Source organism: Aeromicrobium sp. IC_218, from assembly GCF_004336805.1.
Lineage (GTDB): Bacteria > Actinomycetota > Actinomycetes > Propionibacteriales > Nocardioidaceae > Aeromicrobium.
The window spans coordinates 25366-47413 of record NZ_SJXM01000009.1 but is presented as its reverse complement, the minus strand read 5'-3'; the positions used below and the strand labels follow the sequence as shown (position 1 = coordinate 47413).

12 protein-coding genes and 1 pseudogene are annotated in these 22048 nt (G+C 73.9%); 10 read left to right on the top strand and 3 right to left on the bottom strand.

What is annotated here, in order from left to right:
• Positions 1-55: 55 nt before the first annotated feature.
• From E0W78_RS11285 to E0W78_RS11275, 3 genes are read left to right on the top strand one after another with little or no spacing between them, the layout of a single operon-like run.
• On the top strand, positions 56-1039 hold the full coding sequence (locus tag E0W78_RS11285) for an FUSC family protein (protein ID WP_131404057.1): 984 nt from the start codon (positions 56-58) through the stop codon (positions 1037-1039).
• Positions 1039-2796 (top strand): SulP family inorganic anion transporter, encoded by a 1758-nt coding sequence (locus tag E0W78_RS11280; RefSeq protein WP_131404056.1) that lies wholly within the window; start codon positions 1039-1041, stop codon positions 2794-2796. Before E0W78_RS11285 ends, E0W78_RS11280 begins: the two co-directional genes overlap by 1 nt.
• Entirely contained in the window at positions 2793-4508 is a 1716-nt protein-coding gene (locus tag E0W78_RS11275) for a SulP family inorganic anion transporter (RefSeq protein ID WP_131404055.1), read from the top strand. The genes E0W78_RS11280 and E0W78_RS11275 overlap by 4 nt, the downstream gene beginning before the upstream one ends.
• A 30-nt stretch (positions 4509-4538) precedes the next feature.
• Here the strand turns inward: E0W78_RS11275 and E0W78_RS11270 are convergent, their stop codons facing one another.
• Entirely contained in the window at positions 4539-6143 is a 1605-nt protein-coding gene (locus E0W78_RS11270) for a SulP family inorganic anion transporter (protein ID WP_131404054.1), read from the bottom strand.
• A 159-nt stretch (positions 6144-6302) separates the two neighbouring features.
• On the opposite strand from E0W78_RS11270, the gene E0W78_RS11265 reads away from it, so the two are divergent.
• Together E0W78_RS11265 and E0W78_RS11260 are read left to right on the top strand one after the other, a co-directional pair.
• A complete protein-coding gene (locus tag E0W78_RS11265) occupies positions 6303-8645 on the top strand; it encodes an arylsulfatase (RefSeq protein ID WP_131404053.1) in 2343 nt (780 codons plus the stop codon).
• Between the two features lie 10 nt (positions 8646-8655).
• Entirely contained in the window at positions 8656-9702 is a 1047-nt protein-coding gene (locus tag E0W78_RS11260) for an SUMF1/EgtB/PvdO family nonheme iron enzyme (RefSeq protein ID WP_242686323.1), read from the top strand.
• A 118-nt stretch (positions 9703-9820) separates the two neighbouring features.
• Here the strand turns inward: E0W78_RS11260 and E0W78_RS11255 are convergent, their stop codons facing one another.
• A complete protein-coding gene (locus tag E0W78_RS11255) occupies positions 9821-10489 on the bottom strand; it encodes a GAP family protein (protein ID WP_131404052.1) in 669 nt (222 codons plus the stop codon).
• 2692 nt (positions 10490-13181) lie between these two features.
• Between E0W78_RS11255 and E0W78_RS16995 the strand changes: the two are divergent.
• The 5 genes and pseudogenes from E0W78_RS16995 to E0W78_RS11230 all read left to right on the top strand — a co-directional run.
• Positions 13182-13376 (top strand): annotated as a pseudogene (locus tag E0W78_RS16995) (LuxR C-terminal-related transcriptional regulator); the annotation flags it as partial.
• A gap of 196 nt (positions 13377-13572) precedes the next feature.
• Positions 13573-16227 (top strand): LuxR C-terminal-related transcriptional regulator, encoded by a 2655-nt coding sequence (locus E0W78_RS11245; RefSeq protein ID WP_131404050.1) that lies wholly within the window; start codon positions 13573-13575, stop codon positions 16225-16227.
• Positions 16228-16449: 222 nt separating this feature from the next.
• Complete coding sequence (locus tag E0W78_RS11240; protein WP_131404049.1) at positions 16450-16974, top strand: DUF1269 domain-containing protein; 525 nt, start codon at positions 16450-16452, stop codon at positions 16972-16974.
• Complete coding sequence (locus tag E0W78_RS11235; RefSeq protein WP_131404048.1) at positions 16971-18629, top strand: hypothetical protein; 1659 nt, start codon at positions 16971-16973, stop codon at positions 18627-18629. The genes E0W78_RS11240 and E0W78_RS11235 overlap by 4 nt, the downstream gene beginning before the upstream one ends.
• A 59-nt stretch (positions 18630-18688) precedes the next feature.
• Positions 18689-20080, top strand: coding sequence for a DUF1254 domain-containing protein (locus tag E0W78_RS11230; RefSeq protein WP_131404047.1), 1392 nt, complete (start codon positions 18689-18691; stop codon positions 20078-20080).
• A 10-nt stretch (positions 20081-20090) separates the two neighbouring features.
• On the opposite strand, the gene E0W78_RS11225 is transcribed toward E0W78_RS11230, so the two are convergent.
• Positions 20091-21983 carry an alkyl sulfatase dimerization domain-containing protein gene (locus E0W78_RS11225; RefSeq protein ID WP_131404046.1) on the bottom strand — a complete coding sequence of 631 codons (1893 nt, stop codon included), beginning with the start codon at positions 21981-21983 and terminating at the stop codon, positions 20091-20093.
• Positions 21984-22048 lie beyond the last annotated feature (65 nt).

Here is a 22048-nt window from a genome sequence, read left to right as displayed (position 1 = left end):
CACGTGGCGGTGGTCCGACGCGCTGCGCGGAGCCGTCACCGCGGCACCCGCCTCCGTGGCAGCGCTGTCGGACGTCCAGCTCGGCGCCGGCCTCGCGATCGGGCTGCTCCCGGTCTGCCCGCTCCCCCTGCCACCCTCACGGGTGGCCCGGGTCAAGCTCGCCCTGTACGGCGTCCTCGCCGCCGTCTCGATCCTCGTCGGTGGTGTGCTGGCGCAGTGGCCCGCGGTGGCGGTGACCGCGATGCTGCTGGCCGGCGGGGCCATGGGACACCTGGTCGCGCACCTTCGACGGCCGATCGCGATGCTCGGCCTGCTGCTGTGCCTGCCCCTGCTCGCCGTCGGCTTCAGCTACCCCGGACCGGAGACCACGGCCGGGCTGGCCGTCGACATCCTGCTGGGCACCGCGTGGGCCGTCCTGGTCGCCGTCTGCTGGCCCGGGGGACGCACCCCCGCGGCACCGCCGGTGGCCGAAGCGCGGCGCACCCCGGCGACGATGGTGCCCTACGGCTGGATCGCCGGTCTCGTCGGTGCCGTCTGCGCCGCGATCGGCTTCGCCGCCGACCTCGAGCACGTGGGATGGGCTCCTGCGGCAGCGTTGCTGGTGATGCGGCCCAATCCGCCGACGCAGCGGATGCGTTCCCTCGATCGTCTCGCCGACGTGGTGCTCGGAGCCGTGGCCGCGTCGCTGCTGGTGGCGATCGACCCACCCGGGTGGGTGTACGCCGGGGCGATCGGACTGGTGGTGGTGGCGGCCACGGCGACCAGCGGCAGCCGCTGGTACGTGCTGCCCACCTTCACCACGTTCTTCGTGTTCGTCCTGCTCCTGGCTCGCGACCCGGCGGACGCGCCCCACCGGTTCTGGGAACGGTCCTTGGAGACCGGCCTCGGCGTCGCGGTAGCGGCCCTGGGCGCCTTCCTCGTCCTGCCGGCCGTCCTGCGACGGCGTCGCCGCGACGCGGCGGAGCCGCCCCCTGGCACCAGCACCCGCCCACCGTCTCCGCGCGGAGGCAGCGCGGCGGACCCGAGGCGGGCGGACTGATGGGCACGTACGGGCCCGCGGCCGACCAGGGCCCCGAGTCCGAGCTGCCCGCGAGCGGACCCTCTCGCTGGCGGCGCGTCCTGGGACGGTCCCGATGGGGGCGCCCGACCCGCCAGGACGCCGTCGCCGGGTTCGTCACGGGCCTGTTCTCGATCCCCGAGGGGATGGCCTACGCCTCCATCGGCGGATTCAACCCCCTGCTCGGCCTGTACTCGGGGATGGTGCCGACGGCGGTCGGGTCGCTGTTCTCCCGCACCGTGCTGATGACCACCACCCTCACCAGTGCCATCGCGTTGACCTCGCACAGCGTGCTGGACGAAGCGGGCCTGGATGCCGACGACCCCAGGCACATCGCCACCCTCACGATCCTCGTGGGGGCGTTCATGCTGCTGTTCGGGCTGCTCGGGATGGGCTCGCTGATGAGCTTCGTGTCGAACGCGGTGATGACCGGCTTCACCACGGGCATCGCGATCCAGATCCTGGCCGGCGTCATCGAGGACGCCACCGGCTACCGGACGAGCGCCCACAACACTCTCGCCAAGCTCGGCGACGCCGTCATCCACGTCGGAAGCTGGGAGCCCACCTCCACGGTCGTGGCCGCCGCGACCGTCGCCTGCTGGTTCGCGCTCCACGCCGTCGAGCGCCTTCGAGCGTTCGCGATCCTGCTCGCCCTCATCATCGCCAGCCTGCCGGTCGTCGTGCTCGACCTCGACGTGCGTCTCGTCGGCGACATCGGGACGATCCCGCGGTCGTTGCCCCAGCCCGTGGTCCCGGACCCCGGCGTCGCGCCGGAGCTGATCACCGGCGCGGTCGCCGTGGCGCTGGTGGCCCTCGCCCAGGCTGCGGGAATCGGCGCCGCCGTGCCGAACCCGGACGGGACCCGCAGCAACGTCTCCGGCGACTTCACCGCCCAGGGCGTGGCGAACATCGCCGGGGGGTTCTTCCGGGCGCTTCCCACCGGCGGGTCCATGTCACGCACCGGGGTCGCGACCAGTGCCGGCGCCCGCACCCGCTGGGCCGGCGTCTTCGCCGGCATCGTGCTCGCTGTGCTGGTCCTGGTCGCCGGTCCCCTCGCCGAGCAGATCCCCATGCCCGTGATCGGCGGCCTGATCGTGGTCATCGCCGGTGAGCTGATCATCGGCCGGCTCGGCGACATCAGGCTGGTCGCGCGCACCGGCCCCCTGCCCACGGTCGCGATGATCGCGACCTTCGTCGCCACCACCCAGCTCCCCCTGCAGGACGCGATCCTGCTCGGCGCGGGACTGTCGCTGCTGCTCTTCTGCGTCAACGCGCAACGACGGGCCCGGATCCGGGCGCTCGAACGAGACGCGCGCGGTCGATGGCGCACCACCGACGTGCCTCCGCGCGTCGAACCGGGCACGGTGACGGTGCTCCACTACGAGGGCGTGAGCATGTTCGCCGAGGTCGCCCGGCTCGACGAGGAGTGGCCCGCCCTCGCGGAGGCACGCGAGGCGGTCGTGATCTTCCACGTCCGGACCCTGCCCGACGTCCCGTCGTCGACGATCATCAAGGCTCTCGCCCAGCGCGCCCACCAGCTGACCGACCACGGGTCGCGACTCATGGTGGTGGGCCTGGACCCGACGCTGATGAAGGTGTTCGACCGCACCGGCCTCAGCTCGATCCTCGGATCCGAGAACGTCGTCATGAGGACGCCGACCTTCTTCGAGGCGCTCGACCACGCGTACGACGACGCGCTCGCGTGGACCCGCGGGCAGCGCCCGCGGGAGTCCGGATGAGCCCGGCCGCCCGGGCGATCAGGCGCGCCGCGACGATCCTCCAGAGCCTGCGCCCCCGGCGCTCGGACCTGCGGGCGGACGCGCTCGCCGGCCTGCCGCAGGCGATCAGCACCGTGCCCGACGGCATGGCCTCCGCCGTCCTGGTGGGGGTGAACCCGGCGTACGGACTGTACGCGGGGTTCGCCGGGCCCATCGGCGGCGGACTGACGACGTCGACGAAGCTCATGGTGGTCACCACCACCACCGCGGCCGCCCTGGCGGCCGGGTCGGCGCTCGACGGTCTGTCCGCCCCCGAGCGCGACTCCGCGCTCGTGCTGCTGACCCTGCTGTCCGGACTCCTCATGATCGCCGCCGGGGTCCTCAGGCTCGGCCGGTACGTCCGCTTCGTGTCGCACTCGGTCATGCTCGGCTTCCTCACGGGCGTCGCGGTCAACATCACGCTGGGCCAGCTCCCCGACCTCGTCGGCGCGCCGTCCGAGGGGTCGCTCAACGTGACCAAGGCGTGGCACGCCCTCACCCACCTCGGAGCGATCTCGTGGCCCGCTGCGGCTGCCGGCCTCGGCGCGGTCGCGATCATGGCCGCGCTGTCACGGACCCGGTTCGAGCTGATGGGCTCGCTGCTCGCGGTCGTCGTCCCGACCGCCGTCGCCGTGGCGTCGGGGACGGACCGGATCGCGACGGTCGCGGACGCCGGCGAGATCCCCCGCGGCGTGCCGCCGCTGGTGCTGCCGACGCTGTCCGACCTGTCGTGGGAGCTCGTCGGGGGCGCCCTGGCGATCGCGGCCATCGTCCTCGTCCAGGGTGCGGGCGTCGCCCAGTCGGCCCCGAACCCCGACGGCACCCCGTCACGGATCAACGTCGACTTCGTCGGCCAGGGCGTCGCCAACCTCGGCTCGGGCGTCTTCCACGGCATCCCCATCGGCGGGTCGGTGAGTGCGACCGCTCTGAGCCGGGCCGCCGGCGCCCGCTCTCGCTGGGCGGCGATCCTCGCCGGCGCGTGGATGCTGCTCATCCTCGTCGCCCTCGCCGGCGTGGTGGGTCACGTCGTGATGCCGACGCTGGCCGCGGTGCTCATGTACGCGGGCGTCATGTCGGTCCGTCCGGCCGACCTGCTGGAGGTGCTGCGCACCAGCACCATCTCCCGGGTCGCGCTCGTCGGCACCTTCGTGGCCACCCTCGTCCTCCCGGTGGCTGCTGCCGTCGGGGTCGGAGTCCTGGTGTCCCTCCTGCTCCAGCTGAACAAGGACGCGCTCGACCTGCGCGTCGTCCGCCTCGTGCCCCACGCGGGCGACCTCGTCGAGACGGACCCGCCCGCGGTGCTGCCCGATCGCGAGCCCGTCGTCCTCGACGTCTACGGCAGTCTCCTTTACGCGGGATCGCGCACCCTCGAGGCCCGGCTCCCGGACCCGGGCGACGCCGACCGTCCCGTGGTCGTGCTCCGACTGCGGGGGCGGACGTCCCTCGGGTCGACGTTCTTCGCCGTCATGGCCGCCTACGCCGCCGACCTTCACGACCGCGGCGGCCTGCTCTACCTCTCCGGGGTCTCCCCCGACGTCGTCGAACGCTTCCAGCACACCCAGGCCCTCGACGTGCAAGGCATGATCCGCATCTTCCGGGCCCGCCCCGCGCTCGGCCGGTCGACCGGAGCCGCCTTCGCCGAGGCGAGCAGCTGGCTCGTCGAGCCCCGGCCCGGCAGGCCCGACCTCGGGTGACCCGGCCGGAGGGGATCCGCCGCACGGCGACTATCGACTCGTGCCGTCCGGCACGAGCAGGTCGGACTCGTGCGCACGCCACCAGTCGGTGCGGCGCAGCACCAGCACGAGGTCCTCCGGCACGCGCTCGAGGCCGAGCCGCACGTCGCCCAGCTCGTCGGTCAGCGACCGCAGGAGGTCCAGGAACGGCACCGTCACCCTCGACACCGCCTCGGCGTCCAGACGCACCTCGCGCGGTGCGGTGGCGCACGCCGCGACCAGCCTGAGCACCTCGTCGTGCGTGGCCGTGGCGTTGCCGGTGTAGACCCCGCCGAGCAGGCGCAGCCTCAGGACGCCGTCGCGGCTCGGGGCAGCGGGCTGGACCCGGGGCTGGTTCACCGCGCGGACGACGAGCACGAGCGTCAAGGCCACACCGACCGCGACGCCCAGCAGCATGCCTCCGGTCAGTCCGAGCCCAGCCACCACCAGCGCCACCCAGAGCTCGGCCCGGTCCACCTGCGCGTAGAGCCGCAGCTCGGAGGGCCGGAGCAGCCCCAGGATCGCCACCAGCACCATCGCCGCCAGGACGGCGCGCGGCAGCTCGTCGAGCAGCGGCGCCAGCACGAGGGCGACGAGCACGGCGAGCGTGGCGGTGACGAGCTGGGCGACCTGGGTCCGCGCCCCCGATCGCAGGTTGACCGCCGACTGGGAGAACCCTCCGGCGGGCGGCAGCGTCTGCGTGAGCCCACCGGCGAGGGCGGCCAGGCCGGTGGCGACGAGCTCCTGCTCGGAGTCGATCGGCGGTTCGTCGCGCCGCCGGTTCGTCCGGGCGACGAGGACCGTCTCCAGGAACGCCATGAACGCCACCGCGAGGGCGCCCGGCAGGAGGTCCAGCACGTCCCCGGCCACCGGGACCGACAGCGAGGGCAACCCGGTCGGGACGTGATCGACCAGCGCCAGGCCCCTCTCCTCGACGTCGGTCAGCGCCACGAGCGCGATCCCCCCGGCCACGACGACCAGCGGACCGGGAACCTGCGGCACGACCCGACGCAGCACGAGCAGCAGCACGACCGCTCCGACCGAGACCGCCACCGTGGTGCCGTCGGCGTCGGGGACCCGGCCCAGGGCGTCGGCCGTCTTCTCGAAGAAGCCGCCGGCGTCCGGGTCCGCCGGCACCCCGAGCAGGTTCGGCAGCTGGCTGGCTGCGACCGTCAGCCCGACCCCGATACGGATGCCCGTCAGCGTCGCCGGCGAGATGCACTCCACGAGCGCGCTGAGCCGGAGAAGCCGCATCGCCACCAGGCACAGCCCGGCCAGGAACGTGAGGGTGAACGCCGCTCCCAGCAGCGCGTCGGCGTCGCCCCGCTCGGCCGCCGGCAGGCCGGCCAGGGTCGCCGCGACCAGCACCGCGATCGTCGACGTCGTCGAGACCGACACCGCCCGTCCTCCGCCGAGCAGCGCGTACACGACCATCGGGACCATGCAGGTGTAGAGCCCCACCTGCACCGGCAGGCCGGCGATCGTCGCGTACGCCATGGCCTGGGGCACGACGACCGTGCCGGCCGCGAGGCCGGCGAGCACGTCGACGCGCAGCCAGGCCCGTCGGTAGCGCCGCCAGGTGGGGGCGATCCACGCGGGCACGGCACGTCCTGGCATGGCGCCTCCTCTCGTCGCTCCCCCGACCCCACCGCCGGGCCGCGCCCGGAGCCTCACCCGTCTCAGGTGAGGCTCCGGGCCCGCACCCGTCGCAGCCTGGCCGCGAACGGCGCCACCGACGGTGGCCGCCGGCTCCGCGACCGACCCGAGAGGTGTGTCATGACCCGTGAGTTCCAGGGGAAGATCGAGCTGGACGTCCGCGACTCGCAGGGCGACTGGGAGGCGTTCCTGCCGAGCAAGGCGCGCGAAGGGGCGCCCAACGTCCTCGTCGTGCTCTACGACGACACCGGGCAGGCAGCCTGGTCGCCGTACGGCGGCCGGATCCAGATGCCGACGATGGAGCGGCTCGCGGCCGACGGTCTCACGTACACCCAGTGGCACACGACGGCGCTGTGCTCCCCCACGCGGTCGACCCTGCTGACCGGGCGCAACCACCACCTGAACGGGTTCGCGTCCATCTCGGAGTCCTCGACCGGGTTCCCGGGCTACAGCTCCCACATCCCGCCGAGCAACGCGACGATGGCGAGCGTCCTGCGCGAGGCCGGCTGGAGCACCTTCTGGGTCGGCAAGAACCACAACGTCCCCATCGACGAGTGGACGACTGGCGCCTCGAAGAAGCGTTGGCCGCTGGGCCAGGGCTTCGACCAGTTCTACGGATTCATCGGCGGCGAGACCAACAACTGGTTCCCGTCGCTGGCGGAGGGCAACCGGTACGTGGAGCAGCCGTACGGCCCCGACGAGGGCTACCACCTGTCCAAGGACCTGGCCGACCAGGCGCTGAGGATGATCCGCGACTCGAAGCAGACCGAGCCGGACAAGCCCTGGTACCTGTGGTTCTGCCCGGGAGCCAACCATGCGCCGCACCACGCCCCGCAGGACTACATCGACAAGTACAAGGGCGTGTTCGACGACGGCTACGAGGCCTACCGGGAGTGGGTCCTGCCGCGGATGATCGAGCGCGGCATCCTGCCGGAGGGCACCGAGCTCACCCCGCTCAACCCCATGGCCGAGGGGACGTTCACCGAGGGCGACCGCGTGCGGCCGTGGGACGAGCTGGACGAGAAGGAGAAGGCCATGTTCTGCCGCATGGCGGAGGTCTACGCGGCGATGTCGGAGTACACCGACGCCCAGGTGGGGCGCATCGTCGACTACCTCGAGGAGTCCGGCCAGCTCGAGAACACGCTGATCCTGTACTGCGCCGACAACGGCGCGTCCGGCGAGGGCAGCCCGAACGGCTCGGTCAACGAGGGCAAGATCTTCGGCGGCTACCCCGACGACCTGGAGCAGAACCTGTCGATGGTCGACGACCTGGGCGGCCCGAACACGTACGGCCACTACCCCACCGGCTGGGCCGCCGCGTTCTCGACGCCGTACCGGATGTTCAAGCGGTACACCTACCAGGGCGGCATCGCCGACCCGCTGGTCATCTCGTGGCCCGCCGGCATCCGCGCCCGGGGCGAGGTGCGCGACCAGTACCACCACTGCACGGACGTCGTGCCGACCATCCTGGAGGCCTGCGGGGTGGAGTTCCCCGAGACCTTCGAGGGCGTCGAGCAGACTCCCCTGTCCGGTGTCTCCATGGCGTACTCCTTCGACCAGCCGGACGCGCCCACGGCGAAGCAGACCCAGTACTACGAGATGTTCGGCAGCCGCGGCCTGTGGCACGAGGGCTGGAAGGCGGTCACCGAGCACGGCCCGGGCAACGGCCGCAGCCGGTTCGACCAGGACCGCTGGCAGCTGTTCCACACCGACGTCGACCGGTCCGAGGCGCACGACCTCGCCGAGCAGGAGCCCGACCGGCTCGAGCAGCTGAAGGCGCTGTGGATGCAGGAGGCGCGGGCGAACCACGTCCTCCCGCTCAACGACCTGCAGGTCCTCGGCAACCCGGAGGACTTCGAGACCTTCGTGAAGATGGAGTTCCACGTGCCGGTGCCGCCCAGCGGCCAGTACACCTACTACCCCGGCACGTCCGAGGTGCCCGAGCGTTCCGCCGCGAACGTCCATGGCGTCTCGTACAAGGTGCTGGCCGACGTCGACCTGACCGAGCGGACCGAGGGCGTGGTGTTCGCCCACGGGTCCCGGTTCGGCGGTCACGCCCTGTTCCTCAAGGACGGCCAGGTCACGTACGCCTACAACTTCCTCGGCATCCCGCCGGAGGACCGCGTCTCGGCACCCGTCCCGGCCTCGGGCCGGCACGTGCTGGGCGTGGAGTTCGTGAAGGAGGAGATGGGACCGCACCGGGAGGGCGTCGGGCCGCTGCGCCTGTACGTCGACGACGAGCTCGTCGCCGAGCAGCGGATCCGCACCGTCCTGGGCCACTTCTCGCTGTGCGGCGAGGGCCTGTGCATCGGCTACGACAGCGGCGACGCGGTGTCCCAGGCCTACGCGGGATCCCGGTTCGAGTTCACCGGCGGCACGCTGCACAAGGTGGTGTTCGACGTCGCCGACGACGCGTACGTCGACGTCGAGGCCCACCTGGCCGCCGCCGTGGCACGGGACTGAGGCGGCGAGCATGACGGCGAGCGTGGCCGAGGACTCGACCATGGACGGCATGGTGCTCGTCCCCGGCGGCGTCACGAGCCTGGGCAGCGAGCGGTTCTACCCCGAGGAGCGTCCGGTCGTGCCCGTCTCGGTGCCGGACGTCTGGTTCGACGTGCACCCGGTGACGAACGAACGGTTCGCCGAGTTCGTCGCGGCCACGGGCCACGTGACGGTGGCCGAGCGTGAGCTCGACCCGGCCGACTTCCCCGGCGCCGACCCGGCCATGCTCGTGCCGGGCTCCCAGGTGTTCACCCAGCCGCCGGGCCCGGTGCCGCTGACCGACTGGACCCGGTGGTGGCGGTGGCAGCCCGGCGCCCAGTGGCGCCACCCGGAGGGCCCCGGCTCCACCTGGACCGACCGTCCCGACCACCCCGTCGTCCACGTCGGCTGGGAGGACGCCCTCGCGTACGCCCGGTGGACGGGCAAGGACCTGGCCACCGAGGCGGAGTGGGAGCACGCGGCCCAGGGTGGGCGGCCCCCCCAGGACTTCGCCTGGGGCGACGAGCTCGCACCGGGCGGACGCACGATGGCCAACACCTGGCAAGGGCCGTTCCCTTGGCGCAGCGAGGACGTGCGCGGCCACCACCGCACCTCCCCCGTCGGCTCGTACCCGCTGGACGGGCACGGCCTGGCCGACATGATCGGCAACGTGTGGGAGTGGACCCGCACCCCCTGGACGCCCGACCACCGCGACCTCCTCCCCTCCACGACCCTCCTCGAGGTGTCGGGAGGGACCGCGGCGGGCCCGGGCCGGTCGCCGCAGCAGGCGCCCCCCTCCGGACATGCCTGCTGCGGCGGCCACTCCCGCACCGGTGCCTCGCAGCCCGCGCCGGCGACCGTCGTGCCGGACACGGTCACCGACGTGGTGACCGAGGGCGACCGCCGCGTCACCAAGGGCGGCTCGCACCTGTGCTCGCCCTACTACTGCCAGCGCTACCGCCCGGCTGCCCGCCAGGGTCACGGCGTCCGCGACACCACCTCGCACGTCGGGTTCCGGTGCGTCGTGCGAGGCGCGTGACCGTCGGTCGAGCCGGCCGCTGCTCCTTCGTCCCGCCCCTGGGGGCGCGCCGCGTGACGTCCCGCAGGTTCCGACGGTGCGGACCACCCGTCGCGGCCACGGCGCACCGTGCCAGGCCTCAGAGGCCGCCGACTCCCTTGCCGACCAGCGAGACACCGATGACGAGCAGCAGCACGCTCATCACGGCGGCGTTGTGGACCGTCAGCCACGCCCGCAGCTCGTCCAGCGGTCCGCGCAGGCGGTCGGCTGCGACGAGGTAGCTGATCACGGGCACCCCGACCGAGCACCCGCCCAGCAGCGTGAAGACGACGACGGCCACGGTCGTCCCCGCGCCGTCGAGCCCGCCACCACCGATGGCCACGCCACCCGCCAGGCAGAGGGTGAGGTTCTTCGGGTTGAGCGCCGAGAGAAGCGCACCGAGCCCGGCCGCCCGCGCCGGCGTCACCGAGTCGATCGCCGCCATCCAGCCGGGCAGGTGCGGCTCGTCGCCCGGGCGCGGACGGCCGCGCCACTGGCCCACGGCCAGGACGACGGCGACGACACCGAGGGCGAGCTTGGTCCACGAGACCCAGGTGGCCGGACCGTCCTCGTCGCCCGAGGCCGGGTCGACGACGAGCGCGACGACGGTCACGACCACGGCGATGCCGACGAGCCACCCGCCCAGGAAGGCGACGGATGCGGCCCGCGCCCGGGGCGCGAGCAGCATCAGGATCACCGCGATGATCGGCACGGGTGAGATGGCCACGCCCAGCGCGAGCGGCAGCAGGTCGCCGATGACCTCGTTCATCGCAGGATCCTTTCGTGGGCCGACCTCGCCGGCGAGGCTAGGCGGCGACCTCCTGGCCGGCCTCGGTGGATTCGGGCGAGGGCCACCGGACCGGCCACGCGGGAGACCGAGGGCGGACGTCGGTCGGTCGCGGCGCCCGGCACGGCCCCTGCCCCTTTCCGGGCGGCCGGGTCCGGGGCTTCGTCCCAGTCCCGGCCCGCACGTGACGCACGCGCGTGCGCGTGAGCCTCCGGCAGGTGAGGATGACGACGGGAGGCCGGCGTGACGCGTCACGCCGGGAGGGGGGAGCGTCATGCTGTCGGAGACCGGACCGCGCCACGGCGTGCCGCCCCGCTTCGTGCCCGGCGACCCGTTCCCCCGGCCCCGCCTGAGCGCCTACCTCGCCGCGGGACGTCCGCTCAGTCTCGTCGTCGCGCCGGCCGGCACCGGCAAGACCGCCGGCACGCGCGCCTGGGCGGTCCGCGCCGACGAGAGCGTGCGGTGGGCCAGCCCGGCGGACGTCCTCGAAGGCACCCCGCCGTGTGACGTGCTCGTGGTCGACGACGCTCACGACCTGGACGAGGAGGGCCGCCGACGCCTCGCCACGCTGGCTGCCGACCCGGCCGAGCCTCGCCTGGTCGTGCTCTCGCGCACCTCGCTGCCGTGGCTCACCGGCAGCCTCGGCCTGCTTGCCGGCGTCGACGCGCTCCACCTGGACGGTCTCCGCCTGGACGACCACGAGGCGGCCGTGCTCGTCCGGTCCCATCAGCCGGACCTCGACGAGGACGCCACCACGTCGCTCGTGGTGGCGGCCGACGGGTGGGCCGGGGCGGCGTCCCTGCTGGCCCGCGAGTGGTGGCACGTGGCGCGGTACACCGGTCCGGGCGGCCGGACCGTCCCGAGCGGCCTGGCCCAAGCGGCCGAGGGACTCGTCGAGCAGGCGCTGACGAGCTACCCGCCCGAGCTCGCGCTGGTCCTGGCCGGCGTCGCCCACGAGCCGCGCATCACACCACGAGCCGCCCGGGTCCTGTCCGGTGACCCCGACGCCGACCGGCTGCTTCACGACGCCGCCGCGGACGGGCTGCTGGTCTCCGCACGTCGAGGTGCCGACGAGGGGGTGTGGCGCCTGCATCCGCTCGTCGCCGAGGTCGTCCGCTGGCGGGTGCGCCCGGGCGGCCCCCAGCACACGATCGGCGTCGCCGCCCAGACCCGGGCGGTCGCGTACTACCGTCGCGCCGGCGACGCCGCCGCCGCCGTCCGGCACGCCACGCTGAGCGGCGACCTGCCCCTGCAGCTGGACGCCGCCCACGAGTACCTGCCCGAGATCATGTCGACCGGCCGTCTCGAGCTCGCCGCCGCCGCGCTCGCCGGCGTCCCCGAGGACATCCGCTCGGGCTCGCGGGCGGTCGTGGCCCTGGACGCGCTGCTGCTCCGCGCGGGCGGCCAGCACGACGCCGCCCGCCGAGTCGGTGACCAGGCCCTCGAGCACGCGGACGACGGCCGCTGGCGGCCACGGCGCTCGCGCGACGCCGACGCCGACCTCGCGGTGCTCGATCTCTGGCAGGCTCGATGCGGTTGGCGGTCGGTGGACGGAGCCCTGCACCGGGCGAGCACCCTGCTGGGATGCCGCCACGAGACCGGCGAGCACGACCACGACTCGGCCGGGATCGGCCCGGCCCGCTGGTGCGCACTGATGCTGGAGCTGTCGGCCCTCCACCTCGCGGCGGGCGACGTCGACGCCGCCGACATCCACCTGCGGGGGCTCGCCGCCTACGCCGCCTCCGCCTCGCTCGCCGCGCTCTCCGCCTCCGCGATGAGCCTGCGGGCGGTGGTGGAGCTCGCCCACGAGACCTACCAGACCGCAGCGGCGACGGGTGCGGCCACCCTGGACCGGCTGACGGCCGCGGTGCCGCTGCCGGCGAGCGGCACCGCGGCGGCGCGCGCCCACCTCGTGCGGGGCTTGGCCCACGTGCAGGCTCTGGAGCTGGACGCCGCCGATGCCGCGCTCCAGGCGGCCGAGGCCGCGGGAGCCGACCCCTTCGACCCGCTCATCGCCACCTACCGCAGCGTGCTCCGGGCGACGCTCACGACGATCGGCGGAGACGTGGACGAGGCCCGTCGGATCCTGGACGCAGCGGCGGATGCACCCGGACCGGTCCCGGGCTTCGCCCGGCGGCACCTGGCGCTCAGCCGCATGGCGACCCACGCCCGGGCCGGCGACCTGTCCTCCATGCTCGCCAAGGCCGACGTGCTCGACCGGCTCGGCCATCCGGTCGACGCGACCCTCGTGCGGGCGTTCGTCCGGGGACTCTCCGGCGACCCTGACGGAGCGGTCCACGACATCGACGCGCTGCTCGACTCCGGCCGGGTCGGCGGCTGGACGTCGCCGGACTCCGTCTCGCGTGTCACTGCCGCGGGAGCGACGGTCGGACGCGTCGCCTTCCTGCTCCGGGCCGCCCGCCCCGACACCGACGCGCGCGCCGCGGACCTGCTGCCCGACGTCCTCACCCGCACGGCCCCCCACCGGCTCTGGTGGGTCCTGGCCGGCGCGACGGTCGCGACCGATCGCCTGCCCCAGCTGCTGGCGCGGGAGCTCGAGCGGCCCGACGCGCATCCCGCGGCCCGGACGGCCCTCGAAGCCGTCCTGAGCCGACCCACCGAGCCACGACCGCTCCGCCCGGCGCCGGTCACCCCGCCGCCGGCCGACGACGGGCGCACCGTCCTCACGGCACGCGAGCTCGACGTGCTGCACGCGCTGGCCCAGGGCGGCACCAACCACGCCATCGCCTCGGCGCTCTTCCTGTCCGAGAACACCGTCAAGACCCACCTGGCCTCGATCTACCGCAAGCTCGAGGTCGACCGCCGGGCGAAGGCGCTGGCCGTCGCCCGCGTCCGCGGCCTCCTGTGACCCGGCTGAACGATTTGGCGGCCCGGTCTCACCCGAAGGTCACCCGGACGGGTGATGGAGCGCGCCGAGACCCGTCCCTAGCGTCGCTGGTGGGGGACGAAGGCACTGTCCCCAGGAGCGCGGCGAACGCATCGTGACCGCAGGAGAGGGCGTCCGATCCACGCGCGCGGCGCGCCGTCTCGGAGGGAGCCCGCTCATGTCCCAGTCCCACGACCGTCCTGCGGCAAGGCTGCCGGCGCGCCTGGGTGGCGACCCGCCCCGGCTGCCCCGCACCTACCTCCAGCGCACCGCCCTGTTCGAGCGACTCGACGTGGCGACGCAAGGGCCGCTCACCATGCTCGTGGCCCCGGCCGGTACCGGCAAGACGCTCGGGGCCGGCGGGTGGGCGCGGCTACGACACGACGGACCGGTCGCCTGGGTCCAGGCGGACAGCCGCTGGGACGCGCAGCGGCTCGGCGCCCTGCTCGACCTCGCCGCCGGCGATCCGTCGCCCCGACTGGTCGTGGTCGACGACGCCCACCTCCTGCCCCACGACGCCCTCACCCTGGTGGAACGTCGCCTGTCGCAGTCACCGCACGACCTGCGTGTCCTGCTGCTGAGCCGGTGGGACCTGCCGCTGCGGCGTCTGGTGCCTGAGCTCCTCGGCCACCTCACGGTCCTGCGCGGCGACGTGCTCAGCCTCGCCGACGACGAGGTCGCGGTGCTGGTCGCCGAGCACGCACGCACGCCCGCCCCGGAGGTGGCCCGCGCCGTCGCCGAGCAGGCACAAGGCTGGTGCGCCGCCGTCGTCCTCATCTCCCGGACGATCGCCACGTCCGCCGTCCCGGCCACCGCGGCCCGCCGGCTCGCGTCCGGGGACGGGGGCATCGCCGGTCGGGTGACGAGCGAGGTCTTCGCCTCGCTCCCGCCCCGCGAGCGGCACCTGCTGCTGTCGGTCGCCTCGGAGCAGCTCGTCACGACCGACCTCGCAGCCCACCTCTCGCACGACCCGGACGCCGGCGAGCTGCTCAGTCACCTCGAGCTGACGGGCATGCTCGTCACGCGGGTCGACGGCGCGTCCCTCGACGGGCCGTTCGCCCCTGACTCGGACGCCCGCTTCCGCATCCACCCGCTCCTGGTCGAGGTCATCCGTCGCCGGCTCGTCGCCGGCGGGGTCGACGTCCAGCGCGCCCGCGCCACCGTCGCCCGGGCCGTCGCTCTCGACGTGGCCCGCGGCGACGCCCAGGAGGCGTTCGGTCGCCTCGTCGCGGTCCATGACGACGAGTCGGCCGTCCGCCTGCTGGCACAGGAGGGGATCTCCCTGCTCATGCGCGGCCACGGGGCCGCCATCGCCTCGTTCGTCCGCGACCACACGGACGTGGTCGAGGCGGAGCCTGACGCCTGGCTCGCCGTGCTCCTCGAGCGATGGGTCGCCGGCGACGTCGACGCGGCCCGTCGCTGGGCGGAGCGGCTCTCGAGGCGCGCGTCGACGGGTGACGCCGCGCCGTCCACGGGTCCGACCCGCGTGCTGACGTCCGCCTTCGTCGGGCTGGTGCGCGCACGACTCGGTCTCGCCGACCTGGACGAGGCCGTCGTCCAGGCCAAGCGTGTCGCCGACCGCATGGTGGCCACCCCCGGTGGGCCAGCCGACCACGCCGCTCTCCCCCAGCTGCTCGCCGAGCTCGGCATCACCCAGAACTGGACCGGCGACCTCGCCGCGGCCGAGCAGAACCTCACGGCCGCGGTCGAGCTCGGCCGACGGAGAGACCTGCCCGCACTCACCCTGGCCGCCACCACGCACCTCGCGCTGACCCAGTACATGCGCGGCTGCGAACGGGGATGCGTCGAGATCGCCCAGGACGCCGACCGGCTTCTCTCCGGTGCCGGGAGCTGGCAACCGCGGTTCGCACGGACACGAGCCGACCTGGCGTCGCTGCTGGCTCGGCTCCCCGGGCTGCCGTGGCCCGAACCCCCGGTCGTCGACGGTGACACGGGCGCCCACGCCCACCCGGCCGACCTGGCGACGCGCTTCTGGCTGCGAGTGCGCGACGCGCGGGTGGCGATGCGCGCCGGCGCCGTCCACGAGGCGCAGCGTCTGCTGACCACCCCGTGGAACCTGCCCGGGCCCGCGCTGCCGCAGCACCTGCGTGTGGTCGTCCTGGTCGAACGAGCCTTCCTCGCGTACCTCTCCGGAGACCTCCGAGGGCTGCGCGAGCTCGAGGACGAGCTCCGCGAGGTCGACGCCCCCGGTGAGCACCAGCTCGTGCGCGGGCTACGAGCCGACCTGGACGGCGACCGCAGGGCCGCAGCCGCGGCCTACCGGCTCGCGGTCTCGTCCGCCCGGTACCCGCAGCCCGCCACGCGCGAGCTCGCACTGACCTGCCTGGCTCAGGTGCTGGACGTGCTGGGCGACCACGACGAGGCGCTCGACCGACTGCGCGAGGCCGTGGTCGCGACGGCCGTGCGCAACAACGCCGCCCCGTTCCTGGGCTGGTCGCGGCACGGATCGCCCCTCTCGCCCCTGCTGGAGGACCTCGCCCTGCACGACGTCCCCCCGCCCGGCTCGTGGCTGGACCAGGTGCTCACCGCCCGCCGTGACCAACCCGACCTCGCCGCGGCCTACGCCCCGACGGTCGCGACCTCGGTGGAGCGGGAACGAGTCAGCACGCCGGCGGCCCGTCTCGCCCTCAGCGCCCGGGAGCGGGACGTGCTCACCGAGCTGGCGCGGGGCTCGACGTACGCGGACGTCGCGGCGAACCTCGTGGTCTCCGAGAACACCGTGAAGACCCACGTCTCCAACCTGTACGCCAAGCTGTCGGTCTCGAGCCGCAGCGAGGCGTTGGCGGTGGCACGCACGCTGCACCTGCTCTGAACGGGAACGGCCGGATGCCCGGTCCGTCAGCGTCCCCGGACCGCCACCCGGCCCCTGCACCGTCGCCCGAATCGGGCGACGCCCGGTGCGGCTGACCCACCTACCGTGCGCATCGTCCGGCCGTCCACGCACCGGGAGGCAGCATGATCCGGTCCACCGGTCGTGGGGTCCGCCTGCCGCGTCCTGGACGCCGACTGAAGCACTGACGGAGACGGGAGCACCATGACGGGCACCAGCTCGCTGACGGTCTGGCACTACGACACGGCGATGGGCGCCGCCGCGGGAGAGGTGCGGCTCAAGGACCTGCAGCAGCGCGGCGCGGTCACCGTGCTGGACGCCTTGACGGTCATGTGGGTCAAGGGCGCGCACCAGCCGCGGGTCGGGCACCTGCGGCACGCCACCGCCACCGCCGCGTCGAAGGGCTCGGTGCTCGGACTCGTCGTCGGGGTCGTGCTCGCCGGTCCGGTCGTCGGCGCTGCCGCCGGGGCCGGCATCGCGGGGCTCGCCCAGCGGCTCCGCGGCACCGGCATCGACCACGACTTCCTGCAGGAGCTGCGCGAGCGGCTCACCCCCGGCACGTCCGCCCTGGTCGTCCTGTCCACGGACGCCGACCTGGACGAGGTGCGCGAGGTGGTCGAGCGGGGGCGTGCCCGCGGCGACGTCACGCTGATGCACGCCCAGCTGTCCGACGACGCACCGAGCGCCTTGGCCGATCTGCTCCGCGACGGGCCCGGCGCACCGACATGACCGCCGTCGTCCGTCCGTTGGCCGCCACCGCGGTCCTGGTGCTGGTCGTCCTCGGCCTGGCGCCGCCGTTCGCGCGGGCGGTCGGCGGTCCGCTCGTGACCGAGACCTTCACCGGAGCCACCGCGCACGAGGGCTTCCGCGCCTTCGGGTCGGCCTGCCTGACCGGGGCCGACGAGATCGCGACCGCGCTGCCGCCGGGCCTGCACGACCTCGGCGGGTGCTCGGCCCGGACGCGGCAGGGGCCGGTCCCGCCCGCCGGCGCCGACGGCCGGGGCTTCCTGCAGCTGACCGACGCCTCGACCGACCAGGCTGCGGCGGTGCTGTTCGACCAGGTGGTGCCGTCGGCCCAAGGGCTGTCGGTCACGTTCGAGCAATGGCAGTACGGCAGCACGACCACGACCGGAGGCCGCCGTCCGGCCGACGGCATCGCGTTCTTCCTCACCGGTGAGGACGCGCAGCTGACCGCGCCCGGTGCGTTCGGCGGGAGCCTCGGCTACGCCCAGAAGCTGCCCGACGGCGATCCGTCACGCCCGTTCCTGCCCGGGGTGGACGACGGCTACCTCGGCATCGGCCTGGACGCCCTGGGCAACTACTTCGGCGACTGGGAGCTGCGCGGCGACGGCTGCCCCGCCGACGGTCGCTCGCCCGCCGGCACCGGGTTCCGCGTGCCGGAGCCGGACAAGATCACCGTCCGCGGGCCCGGCGACGGCACCGAGGGCTACTGCTTCCTCACCTCGACGTCCACCAACCTGGACCGGACGACCCCGCCGTGGGACAGCACCCTGCCGTTCTCGCTGCGCAGCGACGTGACGACGGTGCCCGCCGATCCCGCGGCGGCCGAGGCGGTGCTGCGACCGGTGCGCCGCACCGTCACGGTGACCGTCACGCCCGCACCGGACCCGGTCGTCGTCGTCAGCCTGGCCCGGGGGGACGAGGCGGCCGTCGAGGTCCTGCGGTTCGACGCCCCGTCACCGGTGCCGGACGGCTACAAGTTCGGGTTCTCGGCGTCGACCGGCCAGTTCACCGACGTCCACCTCCTGCGCAACGTCGTCATCGAGTCGGTCCAGCCGGTGCAGTCGCTCACGCTCGAGAAGACCGTCGTCGGCTCCGGCCCGTACCTCCCGGGTGACGACGTCCGGTACCGGTACGACGTCGTCAACACGGGCTACGCGACGGTCGAGGACCTGGTCGTCACCGACGACCGGATCGACACCGTCCGGTGCGAGGCCACGCGTCTGGAGCCGGTGACCGAGGCGCCGCGGAACGCCACCACGTGCTCGGGTACCTACCGGGTCCGGGCGGCCGACGGCGAGGCCGGCGAGGTGGTGAACACCGCCGTCGCGAGCGCCGAGCAGGGCGGAGTCACCTCCAACCGCGACGACGCAGTGGTCCGCGTGGACGTCCCGGCGCCGGGCCCCACGCCGGAGCCCACCGCGTCGTCAGCCGCTCCCCCGCCGCCGACCGCCCCGGACGACGGGGCCGAGGCGGGCGACCCGCCCGCCGATGCTCGCGACGCGGACGAGGCCGGGGCCGACGGGCTCCCGGGCGCCGGTGCGCCGGCCGGCGTCCTGGCCGCCGCCGTCGCGGGCGTCGTCCTGGTCGTCGTCGGCGGCTCGCTCCTGCTCGTCCACCGGCGCCGGCACGGGAGCCCCTGACCGTCCGCTGGTCCGATTCGGGTGACGCGGCGCCGCCACCGCCCGACGACTGTCAGGCCATGACCGACACCCCTCTGCCCGGACGGCTCGGCGACGTCCGCATGGACGGCGAGCTGCCTGCCCGCGACGACCTGCCGCTCGTGTTCGACGAGCTGGACCACCAGATGGCCTGCCAGGTCTACCTGTGGGCCCTCCCCCTCGTCTCGTACGCCCAGTGGCGCACCCAGCACCGTGACGTGTTCGGCGCGACGAGCTCGGACCTGGTGCTCTACGAGAGCTACCGCGACCGTCTCGGGCTGATCACCGCCAACGCGACGACGCCCTACGTCCTCAACTTCTTCGACCTCGCGGAGACCGGACCGCTGGTCGTCGAGCTCCCGCCGGGCCACACCGCGGGTGGCATGTCGGACTTCTGGCAGCGCGAGTTCGCGGTGATGGGCGAGATGGGCCCGGACGCCGGACGCGGCGGCACCTACGTCGTCGTGCCGCCCGGGCAGCAGCCGCCCGAGGTGGACGACGCCTGGTACGTCCTGCACGCGACCGGCATGAACGTCATGTTCGGCTTCCGGACGCTCGACCCCGACCCGGCGAGCGCGCGCCGGCTCGTCGACGCCGTCCGGGTGCACCCGTTGGCCGAGCGGAACGACCCGCCGTCGACCCGCATCGTGTCGCCCGAGGGGCGTCCGTGGACGGGCGACCAGCCCCGCGGCCTGGACTACTGGGTGCGGCTCCACGACGTCTACCAGTCCGAGGTCGTGGACGAGCGCGACCGCTTCCACCTCGCGATGCTCGCGGCGCTGGGCATCGAGAAGGGGCGCCCCTTCGACCCGGACGAGCGGATGGCCCGGCTGCTCACGACGGCCACGGCCTCCGGCGAGCTCATGGCCCAGGCGAACACGTTCGCCAAGCGGTTCGAGGGCTCGCGCTACTGGCCGGACCGGCGCTGGGACACCGCGATCGTGCTGAGCCGGTCCGACCAGCGCGCCGAGCACCACGACGAGCTGCTCGAGCGCGCGTCCTGGTTCTACGAGGCGGTCAGCTTCTCCGAGGCGATGAAGAGCCGGACGCCCGGCGTCGGCCAGGCCTACCTCGGGGCCTACACGGACGCCGAGGGGCAGTGGCTGGACGGCGGCTCGGCGTACGCGCTGCACGTCCCGGCGGACCCGCCGGCCCGGCTGTTCTGGTCGGTGACCGTGTACGACGCGTGGACCCGCTGCCTGGTCGACAACGACCAGCAGCGCGGCGACCGTGGCTCCCGCGACGCCGACCTGCAGGTCAACGAGGACGGCTCGGTGGACCTGCACTTCGGCCCGACGCCGCCCCCGGGCCGCGAGAGCAACTGGGTGCAGACGCTCCCGGGCCGGCACTGGTTCTCGTACTTCCGGCTCTACGGACCGCTCGAGCCCTACTTCGACCGCTCCTGGAAGCTCGGCGACATCACCCGTCAGTGACCGGCGCCGTTCAGGGAGTGACGATCGCGAAGTCCGGGTCACCCGGGTCGAGCACCGCGGCCAGCCGGGTCAGCGCCGACGCGTCGCCGTCGACCGCGATGCCTGCCGCCGTCAGCCGCTCGGACGTCAGCGGACCCGTGGCCAGGGCCGTGAGTCCGCGCCGCGTCGTGGTGAGCGTCGCGTCGGGCGCGCCGGTCTGCGGCGCGGCGCTGTGCACGAGCACGCCGTGGGCCAGGCGCAGCCGGTACCGCTCGTCGGCGTCGGTGAGCACGACGTCGATCGTCAGCCGCTCGTCCCAGGCCGCCGGTCCGTCGACCTGGACGGCGAGGGCGTCGAACAGCATCCCCGGGCTGAGCTCGGCCACCATGTCGGGCGAGGCGGTGACCGTCGGCGTCCCGAACCCGCCGTTGCGCAGCTCGTACGCGCCGGAGAGGTAGAAGTTGCGCCAGGTGCCGTTCTCGGCGCCGTACCCGAGCTGCTCGAGGGTGTCGGCGAGCAGCTCGCGTGCCGTGGGGTGGTCGGGCTCGGCGAACACGACGTGGCTCAGGACCTCGGCCGCCCAACGCAGGTCGCCGGCCTCCAGGGCGTCCCGTCCGTGCGCGACGACCGCGTCCGCGCCGCCCCCGAGCGCCACGTACCGTACGGCCTTCTCGACCGGCGTGTGCTCCCACAGGTGGGCGGGATTGCCGTCGAACCACCCCATGTAGCGCTGGTAGATCGCCTTCACGTCGTGGCTCACGCTGCCGTAGTAGCCGCGTGTCGACCACGCGTCCTCCAGCGCAGGAGGCAGCGTGATCTGCTCAGCGATCTCCGAGCCGGTCAGGCCCTGGTTGAGCATCCGCAGCGTCTGGTCGTGCAGGTACGCGTACAGGTCCCGCTGCAGGGTGAGGAACTCCACGACGTCCGCGTTGCCCCAGGTCGGCCAGTGGTGCGAGGCGAAGACGATCTCCACCTCGGCGCCGAACAGGTCCAGCGTCTCGGTGAGGTACGTGGACCACACGTGCGGGTCGCGGACGAGCGCGCCGCGCAGCGTCAGCAGGTTGTGCAGCGTGTGGGTCGCGTCCTCGGCGGCACACAGCGCCTTGAGGTCGGGGAAGTAGAACAGCATCTCGGACGGCGCCTCGGTGTCGGGGGCCATCTGGAACACGATCCGGACGCCGTCGACGACCTCCTCCTGCCCCGTCGTCGTGATCTCGACCGTCGGCGCGATGAGCGTGACGGTGCCGGTGGAGGTCGTCTGGCCGAGCCCGGCGCCGAGCGCGCCTCGCGGGCTCCGGGGCAGGGCGGCGCCGTACATGTACCCGGCACGTCGTCCCATCGCGGTGCCGGCGTAGACGTTCTCGGCCACGGCGTGCTCGACGAACCCCTCCGGCGCGAGGACCGGCACCCGACCCGCGTCGACGTCCTCCTGCGACGTGACTCCCTTCACGCCGCCGAAGTGGTCGACGTGCGAGTGGGTGTAGATCACGCCGGTGACCGGACGGTCGCCACGGTGCTCGCGGTACAGGTCGAGCGCGGCCGCGGCGGTCTCGGTGGAGATCAGCGGATCGATGACGATCACGCCGGTGTCGCCCTCCACGAAGCTGATGTTGGACAGGTCCAGGCCGCGGACCTGGTACACGCCCGGCACCACCTCGAAGAGCCCGTCGGCGGCGACGAGGGTCGACTGCCGCCACAGGCTGGGGTTCACCGTGTCCGGCGCGTCCCCCGTGAGGAAGCCGTAGGTGTCGTTGTCCCACACCACCCGTCCGTCCTCGGCGGTCACGGCGTTCGGCTCGCGGCGCGCGACCAGGCCACGGCGCACGGCGTCGAAGTCGCGGACGTCCGAGAAGGGCAACGTGTCCAGCACGGCGCGCTGCTGGGCCACGACGGCGGGGCTGGCGTCCTTCGGGGCGGTGGTCATGGGTCGAGCGTCCGAGGGCTCCTCGCCGGACGCTTCGCCCGAATCAGGCGACGTCCGGACCCCGC

Excerpts from the sequence above, each read along its gene's own strand:
- E0W78_RS11255 (WP_131404052.1), bottom strand. The coding sequence starts at position 10,489 with ATGAACGAGGTCATCGGCGACCTGCTGCCGCTCGCGCTGGGCGTGGCC.
- E0W78_RS11230 (WP_131404047.1), top strand. The coding sequence starts at position 18,689 with ATGACCGACACCCCTCTGCCCGGACGGCTCGGCGACGTCCGCATGGAC.
- E0W78_RS11225 (WP_131404046.1), bottom strand. The coding sequence starts at position 21,983 with ATGACCACCGCCCCGAAGGACGCCAGCCCCGCCGTCGTGGCCCAGCAG.
- E0W78_RS11275 (WP_131404055.1), top strand. The coding sequence starts at position 2,793 with ATGAGCCCGGCCGCCCGGGCGATCAGGCGCGCCGCGACGATCCTCCAG.
- E0W78_RS11260 (WP_242686323.1), top strand. The coding sequence starts at position 8,656 with ATGACGGCGAGCGTGGCCGAGGACTCGACCATGGACGGCATGGTGCTC.
- E0W78_RS11240 (WP_131404049.1), top strand. The coding sequence starts at position 16,450 with ATGACGGGCACCAGCTCGCTGACGGTCTGGCACTACGACACGGCGATG.
- E0W78_RS11280 (WP_131404056.1), top strand. The coding sequence starts at position 1,039 with ATGGGCACGTACGGGCCCGCGGCCGACCAGGGCCCCGAGTCCGAGCTG.
- E0W78_RS11245 (WP_131404050.1), top strand. The coding sequence starts at position 13,573 with ATGTCCCAGTCCCACGACCGTCCTGCGGCAAGGCTGCCGGCGCGCCTG.
- E0W78_RS11270 (WP_131404054.1), bottom strand. The coding sequence starts at position 6,143 with ATGCCAGGACGTGCCGTGCCCGCGTGGATCGCCCCCACCTGGCGGCGC.
- E0W78_RS11265 (WP_131404053.1), top strand. The coding sequence starts at position 6,303 with ATGACCCGTGAGTTCCAGGGGAAGATCGAGCTGGACGTCCGCGACTCG.
- E0W78_RS11235 (WP_131404048.1), top strand. The coding sequence starts at position 16,971 with ATGACCGCCGTCGTCCGTCCGTTGGCCGCCACCGCGGTCCTGGTGCTG.